Raw genomic sequence first — 17493 nt, 5'->3', positions numbered from 1 at the left:
ATTTACCAAATCCGCCAACTCCCTCTGCGCCCTCTGCGTTAACCTCTGCGCTCCTCTGCGTTAAAAAAATATAATTTCTATGCTCACCAATTTCTTTATTTATCAATATCTCCAGTTTTATCTTTTTCTTCTTCCGCCTTAGAAATACCCTCAACCAAACCCATTTCAAAAGCGATATCAGGTAAATCTTCTGCCTTATATCTTCCAGGTTGAAATATCTGTCCTGGTGTTAAACACATTTGTTTCAGTTCAACCACCTCAGTTGGCGCGAACAATCCTTTCCATCTTCTATTTTCAATCCCCATCTCTAATACTCCTTTTTCCCGATTTTTGCCATAAGCTGAAAAATCATCTCCCCAGCTTATTCTATCTCAATTCCAAGCAAGCCAAGGGTGGGTCTATCAGATTAAGTGTACCACCGCGAGTCCTCAATCTGTCGCGGCTTCCATGATTTGGGTGAGCGTCGTGAAAAGGCGATCGCAACTCGGTGCAGCTTTACGGACTTTTGCCACATTTAACCGTTTGAGAATTTCCGGGGCGTGGATTGCCTTTTTATATTTTCCCTTTGATGTCTCTTTTGTAGCTTGTTTTAGCCATTTCTCTAAGTTATACACAGAAATATTTTCAACATTATTATCAGCAGACATTCTCATTTGAATCTTATCCGCTCTGAATCCTTGCCCATAATAATTTTGTAACGCCTCAAGATCTGCAATAAACCAAGCTTCCATTGTTTGAACCATCAAATGACAATGCTGATCATCAAGTCCCCGTGAATCCCATTGGTCTTCTTGTCTATTTTTTAGATGTTTCCAAGGTGTATCAGATAATGGAGCCTCCGAATCAACGAGTAAAACATTGAAAGCATTGGGGTGAGTTTCTAAACTGAGCAGGAAATCTTCGTAAGCATCACCACGGGAACCACATAAGTTTAATCTAATCTGAATTCCCTTACTTTGTGCTAGTTGATAAAGTTCCTTAAAAAACTGTCTAAACCCTGGACGTAACCCACTTGTTGTTTCTTTGCCACTCCTGATTCCACTACGAAAACCCCGACGACGTGGTATAACTAAACTCTCAGCTTCCTCGTCATCTCTATCTCCAATCCCTTCAATATAAATGTAGATCTCCCTTACCACCGATTGCCTCCAATTTGACCCATCCGCCAGAGATCTCCAAGCGTATACTTTTCCAGCCACTTTTCTAGCTGTTCAGGATTAAGACGACGTAAGTAACTGCCTTTTTTATTTCGCTCACATACCAGTACGGATTCAGGCGGAAGTGCGGAAACTAAAGCATCGGAATGAGTGGTAACAATTAATTGTGTTCGCCCAGATGCTTCAATCAGTAATTCAGCAATGGTGGGTAAAATATCCGGATGCAAACCAATTTCGGGTTCTTCAATACAGATGAGTGGTGGTGGCGTTGGATCGACAAGTAACGCGAGCAAGCAAAGGTAATTAAGGGTACCGTCAGATAGACGATTTGCCGGAATTTTTACGTTTTCTTCAGCTAAATTGTTTAAACATTCTTCAATAAATAGGTGTACTGTTCCACCGGAAATTCTGGTTGTCACTTCATTCATAATATCAGAAAAATTAGTTAATTTACTAATAAATTTTTCTCGAAATTTATTGGAACTCATTCTACTCCTTAAATTGTTTACAACCAAAGCTAGGTTACTACCATCTTCTGTTAAAAAATCTTCGGGGGCTTCCGATGGAATTGGTTGCCGAGGTGGAGCGTAAAGAGAGAATTTCCACAGTTTATAAAAGTAAATTAAAGAAAAGCTATTACTAAGATGAGTTATTTCTGGATAATCAGGACTTTTTATTTGAGACAAAATAGACTTATTTAAATCAATGCCACCTTGCCCACGAGGTATTTGATTTAGATTTTTATTCATTCCATATTTTGTATTTAAAACTGGCGATCCTTCATGATATCGATAAAAAAAATCATTTGAATCACTTGAATCTTTATTTTCTATGACTTCATCTCTAATCATTAGTCTTTCATTAAGCATAGTGAAACAAAGTCGATATCGCAGAGACATAGATGTTTCAGGAAAATTGAAGTCTAATATCGTCTCTATTTCGGCTGTGGGAATTTCGTTGATGCCTTTCCAAAGCCATTCTTGGATACCTCCCCCTGCATAAATTAGAGAGTTCAGGTCTTGGGAGTTTTGAGATTGGGTTGTTGCACGAAGAAGCCTAAGAACTTCAATTAGATTAGATTTGCCAGATGCATTAGCACCGATAAGCACATTGAGAGGCTGCAGTTCAACTTCTTCACCTTCACTACCATAGGATAGTAAGTTTTTGAGTCGCAGGGTGCGAATTAATCGTTTGCCTTCCATGTTGTCCGCCTCGGTCACGTCTTTATTATTTTAGAGCAATCCAGCCGTTGAACGATTTTGATCCGGATGAGTAGCCAGCTACCTCGAATCCTAAGTGAGGAACATCTACCTGAGGCAATCAGCTCTCGACTATGAATCGTATTCAACCGTATTTTATCCCCGCGATCGCAGGAATTATTATTGCTGGTTTCAGTAGCTGGGGTTGGCTAGCCGCAAATGGTAAGGGAACTCCTAACAATCTTGTCGAAAATTCCTCTGAGTCATCATCTCTGACTACGGCAAATCCCGACTCAACCGCCTCCCTTATCGCTCAACCCGATTCCTCTGTCATCCCTGAGGTGAATCCAGCCTCGACTCCCCAACCCGCTGATGCTGTCAAAACCATAACTCTTAATATTTATCGAACTGACAGCCAATGTGAAACCCTTATCCCTGAACCCGTTGCTGTTGCAGCAGAAACCCCAGTAACGGTGTCCGTGGGAAACGTTATCGCCCAAGTTAGTTCGGGTGACTTGGATTTAACGGGTTATCGCGTTAACCTCAATAACGGTATTGCTACTATCGATTTGCGCTTATCTCCGGATTCTCAACGTCAATTTGTCTCCCTCTCGATGTGCGAACAATTGGCATTATTTGGTAGTATCCGCAAAACCTTGTTAGAAAACCCCAGACTCAATATTAAAGACGTTCGTTTTACAGACCAAGGAAGAGATATTGTTCTTTAATCGTCATTCGTCATTTATCATTTGTTTGCTCCCTTTGCTCCCAGACGCGCCATGGCGCGTCTCTACATGCTTCCCCATCCCTCATCCCTCATCCTGAGCCAACTCGCTACAATCTAGAAGAATATCAGCTTAAGATTAGCGTAATTGGCATGATTCCTACAGTTATCGAACAATCGGGTCGCGGTGAACGCGCCTTTGACATCTACTCTCGTCTGCTGCGGGAACGTATCGTTTTTCTCGGACAACAGGTTGATTCAGATTTAGCGAACCTAATTGTGGCTCAACTGTTGTTCTTAGAAGCCGATGACCCCGAAAAAGACATTTACCTCTATATCAACTCCCCTGGTGGTTCTGTAACCGCAGGAATGGGGATTTACGATACCATGAATCAAATCCGTCCTGATGTCTGCACCATCTGTGTGGGTTTGGCGGCGAGTATGGGTGCGTTTCTCCTGAGTGCTGGGGCGCAGGGTAAGCGGATGAGCTTACCCCATTCCAGAATTATGATTCACCAGCCCTTAGGCGGCGCTCAAGGACAGGCGAGTGATATTGAAATTCAGGCAAAAGAAATCCTGTATCACAAACAACGGCTCAACCAGCTTTTGGCTGAACATACGGGTCAACCCCTTGACCGAATTTCTGAAGATACAGAACGGGACTTCTTTATGTCAGCTGAGGAAGCCAAGGAGTACCGCTTAATCGATCAAGTGATTGACCGGCGTCCTTCCGCAACCCGGACTCCAGCTAAGGTGGGCTAGGCAATTTAATCTTGGCAAGAGTGAAACCCGTCCCTACACATCAGTCTGGGCGGGTTTTGCACAAACGTTATCATCAACAGCAAGACGAAAGTGACTAAACCCGCCCCTACTTTCCTCAAATCTGATTAGTCGGGTGTCGGTTCTAATTCGAGATGATGCAAGAAGTCGAGTAACTCTTCATCGGTTAACAACTGACGCGATCGCTTACCATAGGTTTCGATGAGGTAATCCCGTCCCTGTTGATTTGTCCAACCCAGCCGTTTGAGTTCCACATTGGTTCGGGCAATAATTTCGGAAAAGTCAATGGGTGTTTCGGATTTGGGTTGATTGTGATTATCGGGTTCAGCTTCCTTTTGTGCAGGTGCATCAGATGGGGGTGGTGTTAATTCTGGCTCAAACAAAGACTGAGTGACTCCCACTGGGGTGGGTGTTTCTTCCTTAAACATGGGTGTCTGTGATGCTGATACTTCCTCCGTTAAGGAAAGCGGCTCAACTGTCTCAGGAAGCGTTACTGTCGGTTCAGGGGTTGGGCTGGATTTTGTCTCAGTCAAGGGGGGTGGCTCAACCGTCTCTGGGAGGGTTTCCTTCGGTTCAGGGGTTTGAGTGGATTTTTCCGATATGGGGTGAGTCTCTATTGGACTAGGACTTGGATTGTCTTCAACCTCAGGTGTTGATTCCAGACTTTCTGAGGAAAAAGCGGGAGGCGAGTTGGGAATTGACTCAGGGGATGAGGGAACTTCAGCCGCCGCTACTGAAGTTTGGGGATGGCTAAGGGGTGGGGATGTTTCGGCGTCTGTAGCACTCTCGTGATCAATCGCTAAAACGGTTATTGCTCGAAGTCTTGCTTGGTCTTCTGCTAATTCTACCCTTTGAGCAGCCGCTAGACCGGTTGACCGGGTTACGCCATCAATTTCCACGCTGACACGCACGATATACTGACCGTGATCGATGGCTAAAAGCTCACTAATCAGGTTCCCTTGAGGATAACAAACTCGGAATTTATTCAACATATACTCCATAAAACTTTACTCAACGCGGTACATTGACACGGTATATTTCGGACTGTCCGCATAGACAACGACAGTATTGTTGGTACGGTGAGGGCGTGTCGATCCAAACATGTAACATAACGTTACATCAATGACTCAGGACAGTCCTGTGGCTTTTGAAACCACCCGGAACAAGAATGGGCAAGTATAAGCCACCCTTTGGTGAACGGGCATTTAGTACAAATTTACCAATTATTTCCCACCTGTTGAACTTCGGCATAACAACCGACGTTTAAAGGGATAACTTTTGATGCTTGACTTCCAAGGTAGGGGTACGAGAATCTACAATAATGACATACTGTCCCAAGTGAGCTGTAACTCACGGACTCTTGCCGCAACGCGACGCCAGCGAGCGAACAGCGGCAATTATCCGAAACAGGTCGTGGGTTAACGTGTGTCCGTAAACCTGAACTGGATAGCTCAAGCCCTATCCGCTCGCGATCGCGTCCCTGAAGAGACGGTTGTATTCTGACAGATCCTATTCTATTTCTATGACTGCTCCGTCAGATGAGGCGCGATCGTTCTCGAAAAGGAAAATAGCTCTTCTGGCAAGAGATGCCATTACCGTTGCCATAGCGATCTTGATCGGTAAGCATTCTGGCATCAAATCCACGGGATTCTCTCAGCCCTTCTTTTATGAGTGATTTGAGCGTCAGTTTCAGTCAGAGAACACGGATATAGGTCAATGGGAGCAACTGGAAAGCACCGTTACCCATTGACCCTCCACGTTTGGAGTAAACTCCCCCACACTAACGCTACGGGTAGCGTATTGCCATTAGGCAAATTCAAGTAAACGCCGAATCAAAGAAAAAAAAGGATTGTTGGATGGAATTTTCAATCGCTACATTACTCTCCAATTTTACCGATGACAAGTCAGTCGCCCCAAAAGTTTTGGAAAAGAAACTGGGGTGTCAGGACGACGAAAATATGCAAAAACTCCAGATTGCTCTGGATGTGCTGGAGAAAGTTGGCATTTTGGAAAAAGAACGGGGTCGGTATCGACGAGTCTATGAAGAGGATGTGGTCGAAGCCAAACTGCGCTGTTCGAGTAAAGGATTTTGCTTTGCCATTCAAGATGTTGAAGGCGCCGATGATATTTACATTCAAAAGAATCATCTGAGTAGCGCTTGGAATGGCGATCGCGTTTTGGTCAAAGTTACCAAAGAAGGAAGTCGTCGCCGTTCTCCAGAAGGACAGGTACGGTTGATTCTCGAGCGAGTGAATCCCTCGGTACTTGCACGAGTCAGACAGGCTGAAGATGGCACTTATCACGCTGTCCCCCTGGATGATCGCCTACTATTTGAACTAGATTTGCGACCCAACAGCGCCCCTCTGGAGGAGGCGGTTGATCATCTAGTTCATGTGCAAGTTCTGCGCTATCCCCTGGGACAAAACCCACCCCTGGGCAAAGTGGCTCGCGTTTTGGGAAGTGATGCCGAAGACGCCGCCGATACGGATATAGTTTGTTGTAAACACGATCTGCGCCGCCAATTTCCCAATTCAGTGTTAAAGGCTGTCGAAGGGTTACCCGACTCACTCCGCAAGACCGATTTGAAAAATCGCCTGGATTTGCGGAATCGGCTGACGATGACGATAGAAGACAAATCAGACTCCCCAGATAGCGCCATTGTCGAAAATGCCTTTACTCTAGAAAAAACCAAGACCGGACATTGGCAGGTGGGCATGCATATTGCAGATGTAGCCCATTGGATACCCCTAGACTCACCCCTCGATAGAGAGGCGCGAAAGCGAGGAACTGCAGTGTATTTGGGAGATACGGTTCTACCCATACTCCCGGAAAAACTCCTGTCTCAGGTGTCCCTCGTACCCGGTGAAGATCGCTTAACCCTTTCAGTGCTGTTAACTTTAACTGAATCCGGACAACTCGTAGAATTTGAAATTCAACCCAGTGTTATCCAAGTAGATCACCAGCTCAGTTATGAACAAGCACAGGCTTTATTGGGAGGACATGAACAAAGCCAACCCGAACTCGCACCGATTGTAGAAAAGCTCAAGGAACTCTTCTTTAGCTTATCTCCAACACTCAGAGCCGTGCGACAGCAACGAGGCGCCTTTGAATTGAATGGAACATTGCCAAAAGAAGCCATTGCTCGACCCCTTCCCCACAGTAAAGATGAAGGACGACACGGTGCGATAATGGTTTCGGCGTCTATGCCGTTGCGATCGCTCCTGACAGAACTGATGGTACTGGCAAATAAAGTGGTAGCATCCCATTTGCACGCCTTATCCTTGCCAGGAATTTACTGTGTCCATCCGAGTCCCGATTTAGAACGGCTGGAAGATTTGCTCAAGTTAGCGAGTAATCTAGGACTCGATGTCGAGCAATCCTTGGAGGAAGATGTGACGTCCCAAGATTATCAGCGCTTGACCCAAATGTTGGCGAAATCAACGGCGGCTAAAGTCCTGAATCACTTACTTCAGGGAACCTTAAAACCGATTGGTTATAGTTCTAAACCTGGATTGCACTTTGGTTTAGCTGATGATACCAGCTATTGCCACGCTGTCTCTCCCGTATGGCGCTATGGGGATTTATTTGTCCAACGGGTCTTAGAGTACACCTTCTTAGAAGGACGCGATCGCCGTACCACTCGGTCTAAAGATCGGGTCAATCTTCACCATAGTAGCGCCCATGGCAATATTAACTGGAATGTTTTACCCCCTGACATTCAACAAGAGCTGGAAAGTCAATTAAGCACCTTGGTTCCCCATCTCAATGACCGGGAAAAGCTAACCGAAGATGCGGAAATTGATTTAGAGGGCTTGAAAAAAGCCGAGCAGATGAAAGAACGCACCGGTCATGTATTCAGTGGTTTAATTACAGGAGTGCAATCCTATGGATTCTTTGTCGAAATTGAAGATTTGTTGGTGGAAGGATTGGTTCATGTCAGTTCCCTGAAAGATGACTGGTATGAATATCGCTCTCGTCATGCTTGTTTAGTCGGTCGGAAAAACCGCACAGCTTATCGATTGGGCGATCATGTAGAAGTTCAAGTCAAGAGCGTTGATTATTACCGTCAACAAATTGACTTGGTAACTGTTAGTGGCGGTAGCGTGGCGAGTAATGAAGATTTAGAAGATTAATAGTTTTGGCTTATGGCTTATGGCTTATGTCTTCGGTCTTATGCCATTGCCTTGAGCCATAAACCATCAACAATCAACCATCACCAATGACCAATGACTACCTGGTATACTCTCAATCTTGTCGATGTTCTCAAACAGCTTAATACCGATGCCACCATCGGGTTAAGTCACAAAGAGGCTCGTCAACGTCAGGACATCTACGGACTCAATGAGTTAAACGATCGCCCCCTGGAAAGCCCCTGGAAAATCTTGTGGGAGCAGTTTAGTGCAACGGTGGTGGTGGTGCTGATTGTGGCGGCTGTGATTTCGGCTCTGTTGGGTGAATATAAGGATGCGATCGCGATCTTCGCAATTGTGGTATTTAATGCCATCCTCGGCTTTCGCCAAGAATACCAAGCCGAACGCGCGATCGCAGCACTGAAAAAGCTGGCGGTTCCGACGGTGAAAGTGCGTCGCGATGGCATCCTCGAACAACTGTCCGCCCGTGAACTGGTGCCGGGGGATATCGTTATCCTAGAATCTGGAAACTTAGTCCCGGCTGACTGTCGGTTACTCGAAAGCAGCAATCTCCGCACCTCAGAAGCTTCACTCACCGGGGAATCTGAACCCATTGATAAAATTGCCCAGAAGATTGCCACAGCTAATCTGCCTTTAGCAGAGCGACAGAACATGGCGTACATGGGTACAGTGATTAGCTATGGGCGGGCATTAGCCGTGGTGACAGAAACAGGCATGAAGACAGAACTCGGTCAGATTGCCAAAGCGATTCAGGGGATAGAACGGGAAGCAACCCCCCTCCAGCAACGGTTAGACCAACTAGGATGGATATTAGCGATCGCGATTTTAATCTTAGTCCTGGTTATTTTTGGTTTGGGGCTACTCCAGGGCGAATCGGTTCGCTTAATGTTCCTCATGGCAGTCAGTTTAGCCGTTGCCGCGATTCCCGAAGGATTACCCGCTGTCGTCACCATCGCCTTAGCATTGGGCGCTCAACGGATGCTGAAACAGCGAGCCTTGATTCGTAAATTACCCGCCGTAGAAACCTTGGGTTCGGTAACAACGATTTGTTCGGACAAAACCGGTACCCTCACCCAGAATCGGATGACAGTTACTCATCTGGACCTGATTGGGCATCAAATTGAGTTGGCGATGCCAGAACTAGATGAGTTAATGATGCCCTCACAGAAGGATGAACAGTCTAAGCTGTTAAAAGAGGAACCCGCCACCGCCTTACTACTCACGGCAGCGACTCTGTGTAATGATGCGATCGCGGAGTTTCATCTGGAGCAATCCAACCCCATCCAAGTTCTCGGTGATCCCACAGAAACCGCTCTGATTGTCGCCGCCACCCGTTTTGGTTTATGGAAAACGGATATAGACTATGCTTTTGAACGGATAACCGAGGTTCCCTTTGACGCTGAACGCAAGCGCATGACTACGGTTCACGAACTCCCAACTACCACAGACAAACGTCCCGATGACCTAAGTTGGCTTAAGCCTTGGGAATTACTCTTTAATCAGGCGTCCTATATTGCCTTTACCAAAGGTGCCGTTGATAGTCTCTTAGATATTTCCACTCAGGTTTGGTTTGATGATCAGATTACCCCCTTAAACGATAGTTGGTATGAAAAAATTTCTCATGCCAATAACCAACTGGCGGAAAATGGCATCCGTGTTCTTGGTATCGCGGTTCGTCCCATAGAATCTCACCTCCTCGCCACACTTCCCCTAGAACGACACGAAGATGTTTTAGAGAAAGACCTGATTTTTATCGGCATGATTGGTATGATCGATCCGCCGCGCCCGGAAGTCAAACAGGCGGTTCTGACTTGTCAGAAAGCCGGAATTCGCCCCATGATGATTACCGGAGATCACCCCCTAACCGCTCGCTATATTGCCTCAGAAGTGGGTATTTCTACCAACGGTTTAATGTTAACGGGTCAGGATATCACCAAACTGTCAGTATCAGAGTTAACCGAAAAGGTTGATGAGGTGTCTGTTTATGCCAGAGTTTCGCCCCAGAACAAATTAGATATTGTTCAGGCGCTGCAAAACCGGGGACATATTGTGGCAATGACAGGGGATGGCATCAACGATGCACCCGCTTTAAAAAAAGCCGAGATTGGCGTAGCAATGGGGTTGACGGGTACAGATGTGGCGAAAGAAGCGGCAGATATGGTGCTGCTCGATGATAACTTTGCCACGATTGTGGCAGCGACTCAAGAAGGACGAGTGATTTACGATAACGTCCGTAAGTTTATTAAATATACATTAACCGGGAATTGTGGTGAACTGTGGGTGATTATATTAGCACCATTTTTAGGGATGCCTTTACCATTGCTTCCTTTACAAATTCTCTGGATTAATTTATTAGCTGATGGATTGTTAGCATTGGCATTAGGCGTCGAACCTGCGGAGCCGAATATCATGTCCCGTCCGCCTCATAATCCGCAAGAGAGTGTCTTTAGTCGGGGAGTGGGTCGAGATATTGTTTGGATTGGGTTACTTCTGGGACTTGTCTTATTAGTAGTTGATTATCACTATTGGTTTACGGGTCAAGCGGCTTGGCAGACGATGGTATTTAGTATATTGGCATTTTCCCGCATCGGTTTAGCTCAAAGCATGAGATCTGAGCGAGAATCCATATTTACTTTGAATTTACTCTCGAATAAGCCATTATTAGGCGCGGTTGTTTTAACTTTTCTATTACAACTTGCGGTGGTGTATGTTCCATTCTTACAGGATATTTTTAATACGATAGGGTTATCACTTTCTGATTTAGGCATTAGTCTCGCCATGAGTACAATTGTGATTTGGGCAATGGAATTGGATAAAGGGTTGCGTCGATACAAAAAAGCTAAATCATGAATAATGTATCATTGCTCCCCCAGCTCCCTCTGCTCCCTACCCTCCACAAGACTTATTCAGCCCCCGCATTGGGCGAATTGAATTCGCAGCTACACAAACAAAGTCCGCCTTCGCGGACTGAAAACTTGTACTTTATCGGAAACCAACATAAGCCGGTTTTATTTAATTAATCAGTCAGAAATTAATTCCCAAGTAGCCGCGATTTCAATTAGCCTAAACTGGGTTAGCTCTAATCTAGAATATAGAACTCTTTAGACAGGCATCAGGCGAAGATTTGCCGGCTGTTCGCTCACTGTGAGCTTATTTATCTGAAAATCTGTTAAGCTTTCTTCCCAGGTACGAGAGCGTGTATATCTAGAGAATTAATTGGCTCTTCAGCAAAAGGATTTGGTAGATAGTGAAGTTCGCCGCTTATTTTTGCAATAATACCTGTTACGTTTTTACAGGTGTTTTCATTACTAATTAGAAGACCAGGCTCAGTAACTGGACTTTGTGTTTGCTGACTAAAACCAACCTTTTCTAAAAATTCCTGCCAACCACGAGCTTTGGCATCACTAACGATTGATGGTTCAGAGTATTGGGGTTGTGAGTCAATACAATGGCATCGTTTACCAAATAGTAGAGAAATTAGTCTGTCTTGGAAAATGTAATCTTGTTGGATATCTAGTGCAATTAGATAAGGTATCTCTTTCTTAGATTCATCCCAGGTTATTCTTTTTTTAGCTTTTTCTTCAATTACAAATGCAATATGTTGATAAAGCTTCTCCTCTGGGAGGTTGATTGCATCCGTTACACAACCTGCGTAATAACCACGGTTACCATGTCGTGGTTTTGTGAACGTGACTCGACATCCTAAAATATCTTCGCTTTTGGGAAGGGATGTTGTTGAATCAAGTGTTTTAATAATCTTATCAAATTCATTAACAAACTCATCGATAAGGTTTTTTCTGTCTGTACGCTCATTTGATTTAATAACAGGAAAAGAAAAATTTTCTGAATACTTGATTTCTACACGAAACGAGCTGCGTCTAATTAGAGGACTTATACGGGAAGCTACTTCAGATGTAGTTTCATCACCACTAATACGAGCAACCTCAATGAGAAAATTTTGGTTATCCTTCAGCACCGAGAAATCTGGTATTTTTCGTCCTTCTTTATTCCAACACTCTGTAGACTTAAGTATAAGCTCTACAGAAAATTTCTGTCTAGAAAACTCGTTAGCAAAGAACAGCTCAGAACCAAAAGAGAGAAAATTACTCCAACTTGATGACTCTTCCACAAGCTTATCTTGTAAATTTAAAAAATTACAGCCTCGTGATGATTCGATTAGTTCTAAGACTTCTAGTAATTTAAATAAATCTTGCTGAGTCTCTCCAAAATGCTCAGTAATTGCAAGGAGATTTTTAGGTTTCTTACTAAAAGACCAACCAATGAGTTCAGGAACAGACATCATATCAGTTTACCATGTCAATATATTCTTCAATTTTATTCTGTGCTTAATGGCTACATAAACAATCGGTGTTGCCATTTGTGAGATATTACGAGCCTTAGTGATAAGGTTCCTCCCTTCAGAGAAGCTTTCAGAACTAAAAAGCAGCAAAAAGCCTGCTAGTTCCTAATTATAGATTAACAGTATGGTACTGAGATTTACGTTGGGTTTCTACGCCTTTAACTGTGAAATAACCGAATCCGCTTTTTCAGCCATGCTTCCGCTACCGCCTGCATAAACTCCTACGAGGGCGACTTCATTCTCGTGTAGTCGTTGAAGTGTGATCGCAAATCTTGTAGGTTGGGTTGACGAAGGAAACCCAACACATACTTTATCCGTACCCACAATAGCCCAATGGCACTCTCGATAAGCACCAGTTGAAGGGGAAAGTCTTATAAATAAATTCGTGGCAAGAGCCAACATTAATCACCTTAACGTGCGTGTCATCCCTCCAAAATCTGGTTCGCTGCTTCGACCAAATCACTAGCGATTACCTCTGGTTGCGGGTAAACACCGAGATAGTCCTTCTCCTGTTGAGTAATGAAAGCAGTTCGCAAACCAGCACAGGCAGCACCTGCAATATCCCAGCCATGAGCAGCAATCATCCAGATATCCCCCTCGACATCCTGTTTCGCCAAAGCGTAGACATCCGGGTGCGGCTTCGTCTTCTCGATAGCATCACAGGAGAAGATGCTGGCAAAGTACTCAAGAGCATTGGCTCGTTCTAGCAGCTTATGTGTGGAATCCTCACTACCGTTGGTGAGGGCGACTAGCTTCCAGCCTGCTGTTGTTAGAATGCGAAAAGCTTCTAAAGCTTCTGGCTGCGGCTCCAGTTCAGAGAAGGCGTTTACTACGTGCGATCGCTGCTCGTTATCTGCCTCAATTCCCAGCACCTTGAGCGTCCGGGGCAGTTCTGCCTCTAGTACTTCCTTGAGCCGTCGGTAGCCACCTGCATGGGAGAGGGCGAAGGCATCCCGTAAGGTTTGGGCAAACCAGAGTTGGAGAGCATAAGGGGGAGCACCTAGTTCTACCAATCTCTGGCGGGGCTTGTCCAAACTGAAGCAGGTGCCGATGATGTCGAATACTACAGTGCCTTTTGTGTTCATTTAGGGTTGATAAATTTAGATTATACGAGAATACCGGGCTACGCGGTAAACCAGTCCAGTGCAGAGCATGCGATCGCAGGAGGAATTCAAATTCCTGAAAGCCTTGTACAGAAAGCGTTTTGTGTAACTCCCACCTAGCGTCTTTGCGTAAGTCCTGAGATTTTAGGAGACACGCAACGCCTTGGAGAACTAGAGAAACACCGTAGGGCTTGAGAATGGTACTCTTCAGATAGATGACAATTCCGGCGGCGAAAGGCTAAGTCTTAAATCAGTAATATACTGCTCATTGGCAAAGGAGAATAAAGTGGCATAAAAGTTTCAGTCGGTTTAAACCGACTTAAGCTATAAGCCAAGAACTTGAGTTCTTGGCGAGTGCAGGGAAACCTACTAAATATAAATTAGAACAGATTTCAGCTTAACCCCCTGCTTACCCTTTTTCTGTAACATCCACATCAAGGTTTTGGAATTCTCCAGCTTTTGGCACATCTGCTTTCATTTTCAGTTTACCTAACCCGATCACATTCACACTAACTTCTAAGGATACATTTTCCGTAGGAATATCTTTTTCAATAACCCGCTTGCTAGCAATTTGCATCACATTGACAGCGCGATCAACAGCCGCCGTTATCGCCTCCTCAGACAACTCTGATGCTTTATCTTGAGTAGCATTAACTACCTGTTCTTTAACCTGTTGTCCTTTTTCTTCCAGCGTATGAGTGACTTGATTCACTACATTTTTTCCTTTTTCTTGAATGTTTTGCAAATCCATACCTATCTCTTTAGCTTAGTAAAACTATTGAGCCTAGTATAAGGCTTGTACTTCTGTTCTACCTCATCCTAGAGTTATAGTATCTGTCCAGCTATAATCCAGACGCGCCATGGCACGTCTCTACAGTCTGGCAATACAGCAGTTTGCTCTGCTATGCGGTACATTGTCGATCCCCCTCGCATCCCCCTTAAAAAGGGGGACTTTTATTTACTGTACTTTATTACAGCGCAAAGCGCTGTATACACAGATCGTCATTTTCCTTATGCCATAATACAGGCGCTGAATTTTTGGACGCGGATATCCCATGGAACAAGTTGAGTTGAAAAGCGTCCAGATATTCTGAAAAAGTTAACGATTAATTCTAGAATGCCAACCAAATCAAAGGTAGCTCAGTATACTCTTTTAGTATTTACAACCCTGATTAGCTACACCAGTTTTATAGTTAAATCCCCTCCTAGCTTCGGACAAATAGAGGCAGAAAACATAGAGCAAAAAAAGCTAAAAAATCGATCAAATTCCACCCGATTTATAGCTGAATCTATTAAAATTACCCAAGGTTCACCACCAGCGAACCTAAACGCATCAGCTATTGCTGAATCCGTTGAAATTGTTTCTGATGGCACCCAACTGCAATGGGAATGGCAGGGAGAAACCTATAGCATTAATGTTAATCAGCTAAACGTGCGGCTGATGGATAGCGTCGATCGTGAAACCTACAATCAGGTTGAAAAAGTCATGAATGGTCAACGTTTTATCAGAGATAGCATTAGCGTTGATCCAAAAACTGGCAACATTGCTGTTGGGGTAGTTCTCGATTATTTTGCTGCAACAAGTTTTAGTGCCGTTTTCATTATCGCTCCCCAACCGGGTGCTTACGCCATTTATCGAGTTCAGGTGCCAGGTTCTAAACCCTTACCGGATGAATTTTCTACCTATTCTTTGGACACGATTAATTATGTGAGGTTCTTAGAGGGGGACTTATTAATCAAGCATGGAGATGCATCGGGGACGACAGCACTATTAGTGTTTAAACCTGCCAATACCCCAGCAATGGACTATGCCGGTTGTGTTGATCTAGAGATTGGCGAAAGCCGTAGCGTTTGTCCCAGAAACAAATAGAGATATTGGCGAGGAGGAAGTCACAGCTACACTTGCCTTGCGTCTGCCTGCGCGGACTCGATTATAACTTTGGTAGGTTGGGTTGAACGAAGTGAAACCCAACAGACGAAAGCTAGCTTTTGTGGGGTCTCGTACCTCGACCCAACCTACCTCAATATATAGCAGTAGACACATCGATTAGGACAAACGAACTGTTGTAGAGACGCTTCAAAAGCGCGTCTCTACCATAAGATGCGTCCTAACCGCTATGGCGATTGCTATATCAGTAAGCAAATCTAATATGCTCCCTATGAATTTATGACACTAAAAAGTTATGATTCCTTATAAAAATAGGATTGCTCAACAAAAAAAAGGGACTCAATTGTCCCCTGATTCTTAAACAGTGCGGAAATCCTCAAACTACATCGAATCGGTCAACTGTGCTTGAGTAACCCAAGTCCCATGAAACCCATAAGGAACACGTTGAGGCATCAAAACCCGCGCTATCGGTTCAGCCGTCAAGTCTTGAGCATTCAACACCACCAGTTCAGAGGTGTCTGAATTCTCATCATGGACAAACGTGATTAGCCAGCCATCATCTTCAGCTGTTCCATTCGGACGTGGCGCAAATACCGCCTCACCGCCATAACGTTTTGCCCCATAGTTGTGAACTTGGGATGTGCCATTACTAAAGTCGTATTTAATCACGCCTTCAAACAACGGCATCGGATTATCTGCCATCTTTGCCGTGTAACCATAGCGCATTTTGCGTCCGATTCGCTGTTCATTGATGCGGGGGAAATCCGAGATGCGCTCATCCAATGGCTCTTCTTGCACTTTGCCTGTGCGAAGATTAAACCGCCACTGATACAGCCGAGGCTTATCTGAGTCAGCTTCAGGCGTAGCCTCTTCAGAGGTTAACACCGTCGTCGAATTCATGCGACAGGCAATCAGCACCACCTCATCCCCTTCCTGATAGGCATTCAGGGTATGGAAAACAAAGCAGGACGGACTCTCAAACCAACGGATACTGCTATTATCACCATGACGGGGAACAATACCAAACCGACTGGGACGTTCAGGTTTAAACTGAAGCATTGGTTCTCCCTGGGGGTTAAACACCATCGGCAGATCCATAAACAAAGTGTAATCTTGGGTAATGGCAAAATCATGCATCATTACCGGTTCTGGCAAGTCAATTGGCACAGTACGCAACAGTTCACCTGATGCCGATACAATGCTGTATGTTAAGAACGGTGGCTGCATGGGTGAGTAGCCAAAAAACATCATTTCGCCCGTGACTGGATCAATTTTGGGATGCGCCGTAAATGGAGACGCTAACTTGTCCTCAAACGTATAAGCACCAATCGTCTCTAACTCCGGAAGCTTAATCGCGTAGGGTTCCCCACCTTCCCACAGCGCCAGAAAATGACCAGCGTGCCAGATAACAGACGTATTCGCAACATTTTTAAACGAGGGTGGGGAGTCCTCATCCTTGGGAGGTTCCATTAACCCTGTCCAGATAGCATGACCCGCTTCTCGCTCTTTCTCAAACCCTGGAGTCCGGACATAGCGATCGCGGTAAGATGCTTTACCATTACTAATGTGCACCCCATGTAACATCCCATCGCCATCAAACCAGTGATATTGACCGATAGGAGGAAACTGAGGATTCGGACCATTGCGGACAAACATCCCGGATAAGTTGGGAGGAAGTTCACCAATGACAGTTAGTTCATCCTCCGTGATTTCGTCCTGCACTGGGGCAAAATTCCCCTCCAAAAACGGATTGACGGCTGTTGTATTCATCCTGTTCACTGAAGTTGTTACCTAAAATTTTCGGAAAAAATTCCCACTATCCTCCATTGTGTCTTGCCGAGAGAGAGTCAAGACGGCTGCTGAAGCACGCTAATCCTCAACCTTTTGCTTCAGTACGACTAAGGTAATATCATCAAATGCAGTTCGGCAAAGAGCAATTCCACGTCCACAGAATCGCAAACCTGATCAAATACAAATATGATGAACCTGGAAAGTCAAGCCTTTAGCGCCAACGGGATGATTCCTTCCCAGTACACCTGTGATGGAGAGGAGATTTCTCCCGAACTCCACTGGGATGCACCCCCCATAGGAACCGAGAGCCTTGCTTTAATCGCACATTGGGATTAGACGC

At 44.9% G+C, this 17493-nt stretch carries 15 protein-coding genes; 7 read left to right on the top strand and 8 right to left on the bottom strand.

The features are described from left to right. Nucleotides 1–95: 95 nt before the first annotated feature. The 3 genes from RIM23_RS25445 to RIM23_RS25435 all read right to left on the bottom strand — a co-directional run bounded on the left by RIM23_RS25445 (nucleotide 96) and on the right by RIM23_RS25435 (nucleotide 2359). Complete coding sequence (locus RIM23_RS25445; protein WP_446370501.1) at nucleotides 96–305, bottom strand: hypothetical protein; 210 nt, start codon at nucleotides 303–305, stop codon at nucleotides 96–98. 123 nt (nucleotides 306–428) lie between these two features. Continuing rightward, on the bottom strand, nucleotides 429–1139 hold the full coding sequence (locus RIM23_RS25440) for a DUF4276 family protein (RefSeq protein WP_446370500.1): 711 nt from the start codon (nucleotides 1137–1139) through the stop codon (nucleotides 429–431). Next, nucleotides 1133–2359 carry an AAA family ATPase gene (locus tag RIM23_RS25435; RefSeq protein WP_446370499.1) on the bottom strand — a complete coding sequence of 409 codons (1227 nt, stop codon included), beginning with the start codon at nucleotides 2357–2359 and terminating at the stop codon, nucleotides 1133–1135. Before RIM23_RS25435 ends, RIM23_RS25440 begins: the two co-directional genes overlap by 7 nt. 131 nt (nucleotides 2360–2490) lie before the next feature. On the opposite strand from RIM23_RS25435, the gene RIM23_RS25430 reads away from it, so the two are divergent. Both RIM23_RS25430 and clpP read left to right on the top strand, forming a co-directional pair. Beyond that, nucleotides 2491–3084, top strand: a complete 594-nt coding sequence (locus RIM23_RS25430; protein WP_446370498.1) for a sporulation/spore germination protein — start codon at nucleotides 2491–2493, stop codon at nucleotides 3082–3084. Nucleotides 3085–3233: 149 nt separating this feature from the next. Then, entirely contained in the window at nucleotides 3234–3842 is a 609-nt protein-coding gene (clpP, locus tag RIM23_RS25425) for an ATP-dependent Clp endopeptidase proteolytic subunit ClpP (protein WP_446370497.1), read from the top strand. Between the two features lie 125 nt (nucleotides 3843–3967). On the opposite strand, the gene RIM23_RS25420 is transcribed toward clpP, so the two are convergent. After that, a complete protein-coding gene (locus RIM23_RS25420) occupies nucleotides 3968–4852 on the bottom strand; it encodes a hypothetical protein (RefSeq protein ID WP_446370496.1) in 885 nt (294 codons plus the stop codon). A gap of 864 nt (nucleotides 4853–5716) precedes the next feature. On the opposite strand from RIM23_RS25420, the gene RIM23_RS25415 reads away from it, so the two are divergent. Then, nucleotides 5717–7993, top strand: coding sequence for a ribonuclease R family protein (locus tag RIM23_RS25415; RefSeq protein WP_446370495.1), 2277 nt, complete (start codon nucleotides 5717–5719; stop codon nucleotides 7991–7993). Between the two features lie 93 nt (nucleotides 7994–8086). Next, nucleotides 8087–10861: a cation-translocating P-type ATPase gene (locus RIM23_RS25410; protein ID WP_446370493.1), complete on the top strand. Its 2775-nt coding sequence runs from the start codon at nucleotides 8087–8089 to the stop codon at nucleotides 10859–10861. Between the two features lie 319 nt (nucleotides 10862–11180). On the opposite strand, the gene RIM23_RS25405 is transcribed toward RIM23_RS25410, so the two are convergent. The 3 genes from RIM23_RS25405 to RIM23_RS25395 form a co-directional block, all read right to left on the bottom strand. Then, nucleotides 11181–12314 (bottom strand): hypothetical protein, encoded by a 1134-nt coding sequence (locus tag RIM23_RS25405; RefSeq protein ID WP_446370491.1) that lies wholly within the window; start codon nucleotides 12312–12314, stop codon nucleotides 11181–11183. A 479-nt stretch (nucleotides 12315–12793) separates the two neighbouring features. Beyond that, nucleotides 12794–13456: an HAD-IA family hydrolase gene (locus tag RIM23_RS25400; protein WP_446370489.1), complete on the bottom strand. Its 663-nt coding sequence runs from the start codon at nucleotides 13454–13456 to the stop codon at nucleotides 12794–12796. Nucleotides 13457–13883: 427 nt separating this feature from the next. After that, nucleotides 13884–14225 (bottom strand): hypothetical protein, encoded by a 342-nt coding sequence (locus RIM23_RS25395; RefSeq protein ID WP_446370487.1) that lies wholly within the window; start codon nucleotides 14223–14225, stop codon nucleotides 13884–13886. Between the two features lie 109 nt (nucleotides 14226–14334). On the opposite strand from RIM23_RS25395, the gene RIM23_RS25390 reads away from it, so the two are divergent. Together RIM23_RS25390 and RIM23_RS25385 are read left to right on the top strand one after the other, a co-directional pair. Then, nucleotides 14335–14496: a hypothetical protein gene (locus tag RIM23_RS25390; protein WP_446370485.1), complete on the top strand. Its 162-nt coding sequence runs from the start codon at nucleotides 14335–14337 to the stop codon at nucleotides 14494–14496. Between the two features lie 95 nt (nucleotides 14497–14591). After that, a complete protein-coding gene (locus RIM23_RS25385; RefSeq protein WP_446370483.1) occupies nucleotides 14592–15344 on the top strand; it encodes a hypothetical protein in 753 nt (250 codons plus the stop codon). A 399-nt stretch (nucleotides 15345–15743) separates the two neighbouring features. Here RIM23_RS25385 and RIM23_RS25380 read toward each other — a convergent pair whose 3' ends face one another. Continuing rightward, nucleotides 15744–17132, bottom strand: a complete 1389-nt coding sequence (locus RIM23_RS25380; RefSeq protein ID WP_446370481.1) for a carotenoid oxygenase family protein — start codon at nucleotides 17130–17132, stop codon at nucleotides 15744–15746. Between the two features lie 207 nt (nucleotides 17133–17339). Here RIM23_RS25380 and RIM23_RS25375 point away from each other — a divergent pair, with 207 nt between their 5' ends. Continuing rightward, nucleotides 17340–17489 (top strand): hypothetical protein, encoded by a 150-nt coding sequence (locus RIM23_RS25375; protein WP_446370479.1) that lies wholly within the window; start codon nucleotides 17340–17342, stop codon nucleotides 17487–17489. Nucleotides 17490–17493: the final 4 nt, after the last annotated feature.

Source organism: Coleofasciculus sp. G3-WIS-01, assembly GCF_040223135.1.
GTDB lineage: Bacteria > Cyanobacteriota > Cyanobacteriia > Cyanobacteriales > Coleofasciculaceae > Coleofasciculus.
This window is presented reverse-complemented; position numbering and strand designations above follow the sequence as displayed.

Coding starts and splice junctions, on each gene's coding strand:
- RIM23_RS25445 (WP_446370501.1), bottom strand. CDS start 305: ATGGGGATTGAAAATAGAAGATGGAAAGGATTGTTCGCGCCAACTGAG.
- RIM23_RS25435 (WP_446370499.1), bottom strand. CDS start 2,359: ATGGAAGGCAAACGATTAATTCGCACCCTGCGACTCAAAAACTTACTA.
- RIM23_RS25430 (WP_446370498.1), top strand. CDS start 2,491: ATGAATCGTATTCAACCGTATTTTATCCCCGCGATCGCAGGAATTATT.
- clpP (WP_446370497.1), top strand. CDS start 3,234: ATGATTCCTACAGTTATCGAACAATCGGGTCGCGGTGAACGCGCCTTT.
- RIM23_RS25420 (WP_446370496.1), bottom strand. CDS start 4,852: ATGTTGAATAAATTCCGAGTTTGTTATCCTCAAGGGAACCTGATTAGT.
- RIM23_RS25415 (WP_446370495.1), top strand. CDS start 5,717: ATGGAATTTTCAATCGCTACATTACTCTCCAATTTTACCGATGACAAG.
- RIM23_RS25410 (WP_446370493.1), top strand. CDS start 8,087: ATGACTACCTGGTATACTCTCAATCTTGTCGATGTTCTCAAACAGCTT.
- RIM23_RS25405 (WP_446370491.1), bottom strand. CDS start 12,314: ATGATGTCTGTTCCTGAACTCATTGGTTGGTCTTTTAGTAAGAAACCT.
- RIM23_RS25400 (WP_446370489.1), bottom strand. CDS start 13,456: ATGAACACAAAAGGCACTGTAGTATTCGACATCATCGGCACCTGCTTC.
- RIM23_RS25395 (WP_446370487.1), bottom strand. CDS start 14,225: ATGGATTTGCAAAACATTCAAGAAAAAGGAAAAAATGTAGTGAATCAA.
- RIM23_RS25390 (WP_446370485.1), top strand. CDS start 14,335: ATGGCACGTCTCTACAGTCTGGCAATACAGCAGTTTGCTCTGCTATGC.
- RIM23_RS25385 (WP_446370483.1), top strand. CDS start 14,592: ATGCCAACCAAATCAAAGGTAGCTCAGTATACTCTTTTAGTATTTACA.
- RIM23_RS25380 (WP_446370481.1), bottom strand. CDS start 17,132: ATGAATACAACAGCCGTCAATCCGTTTTTGGAGGGGAATTTTGCCCCA.
- RIM23_RS25375 (WP_446370479.1), top strand. CDS start 17,340: ATGATGAACCTGGAAAGTCAAGCCTTTAGCGCCAACGGGATGATTCCT.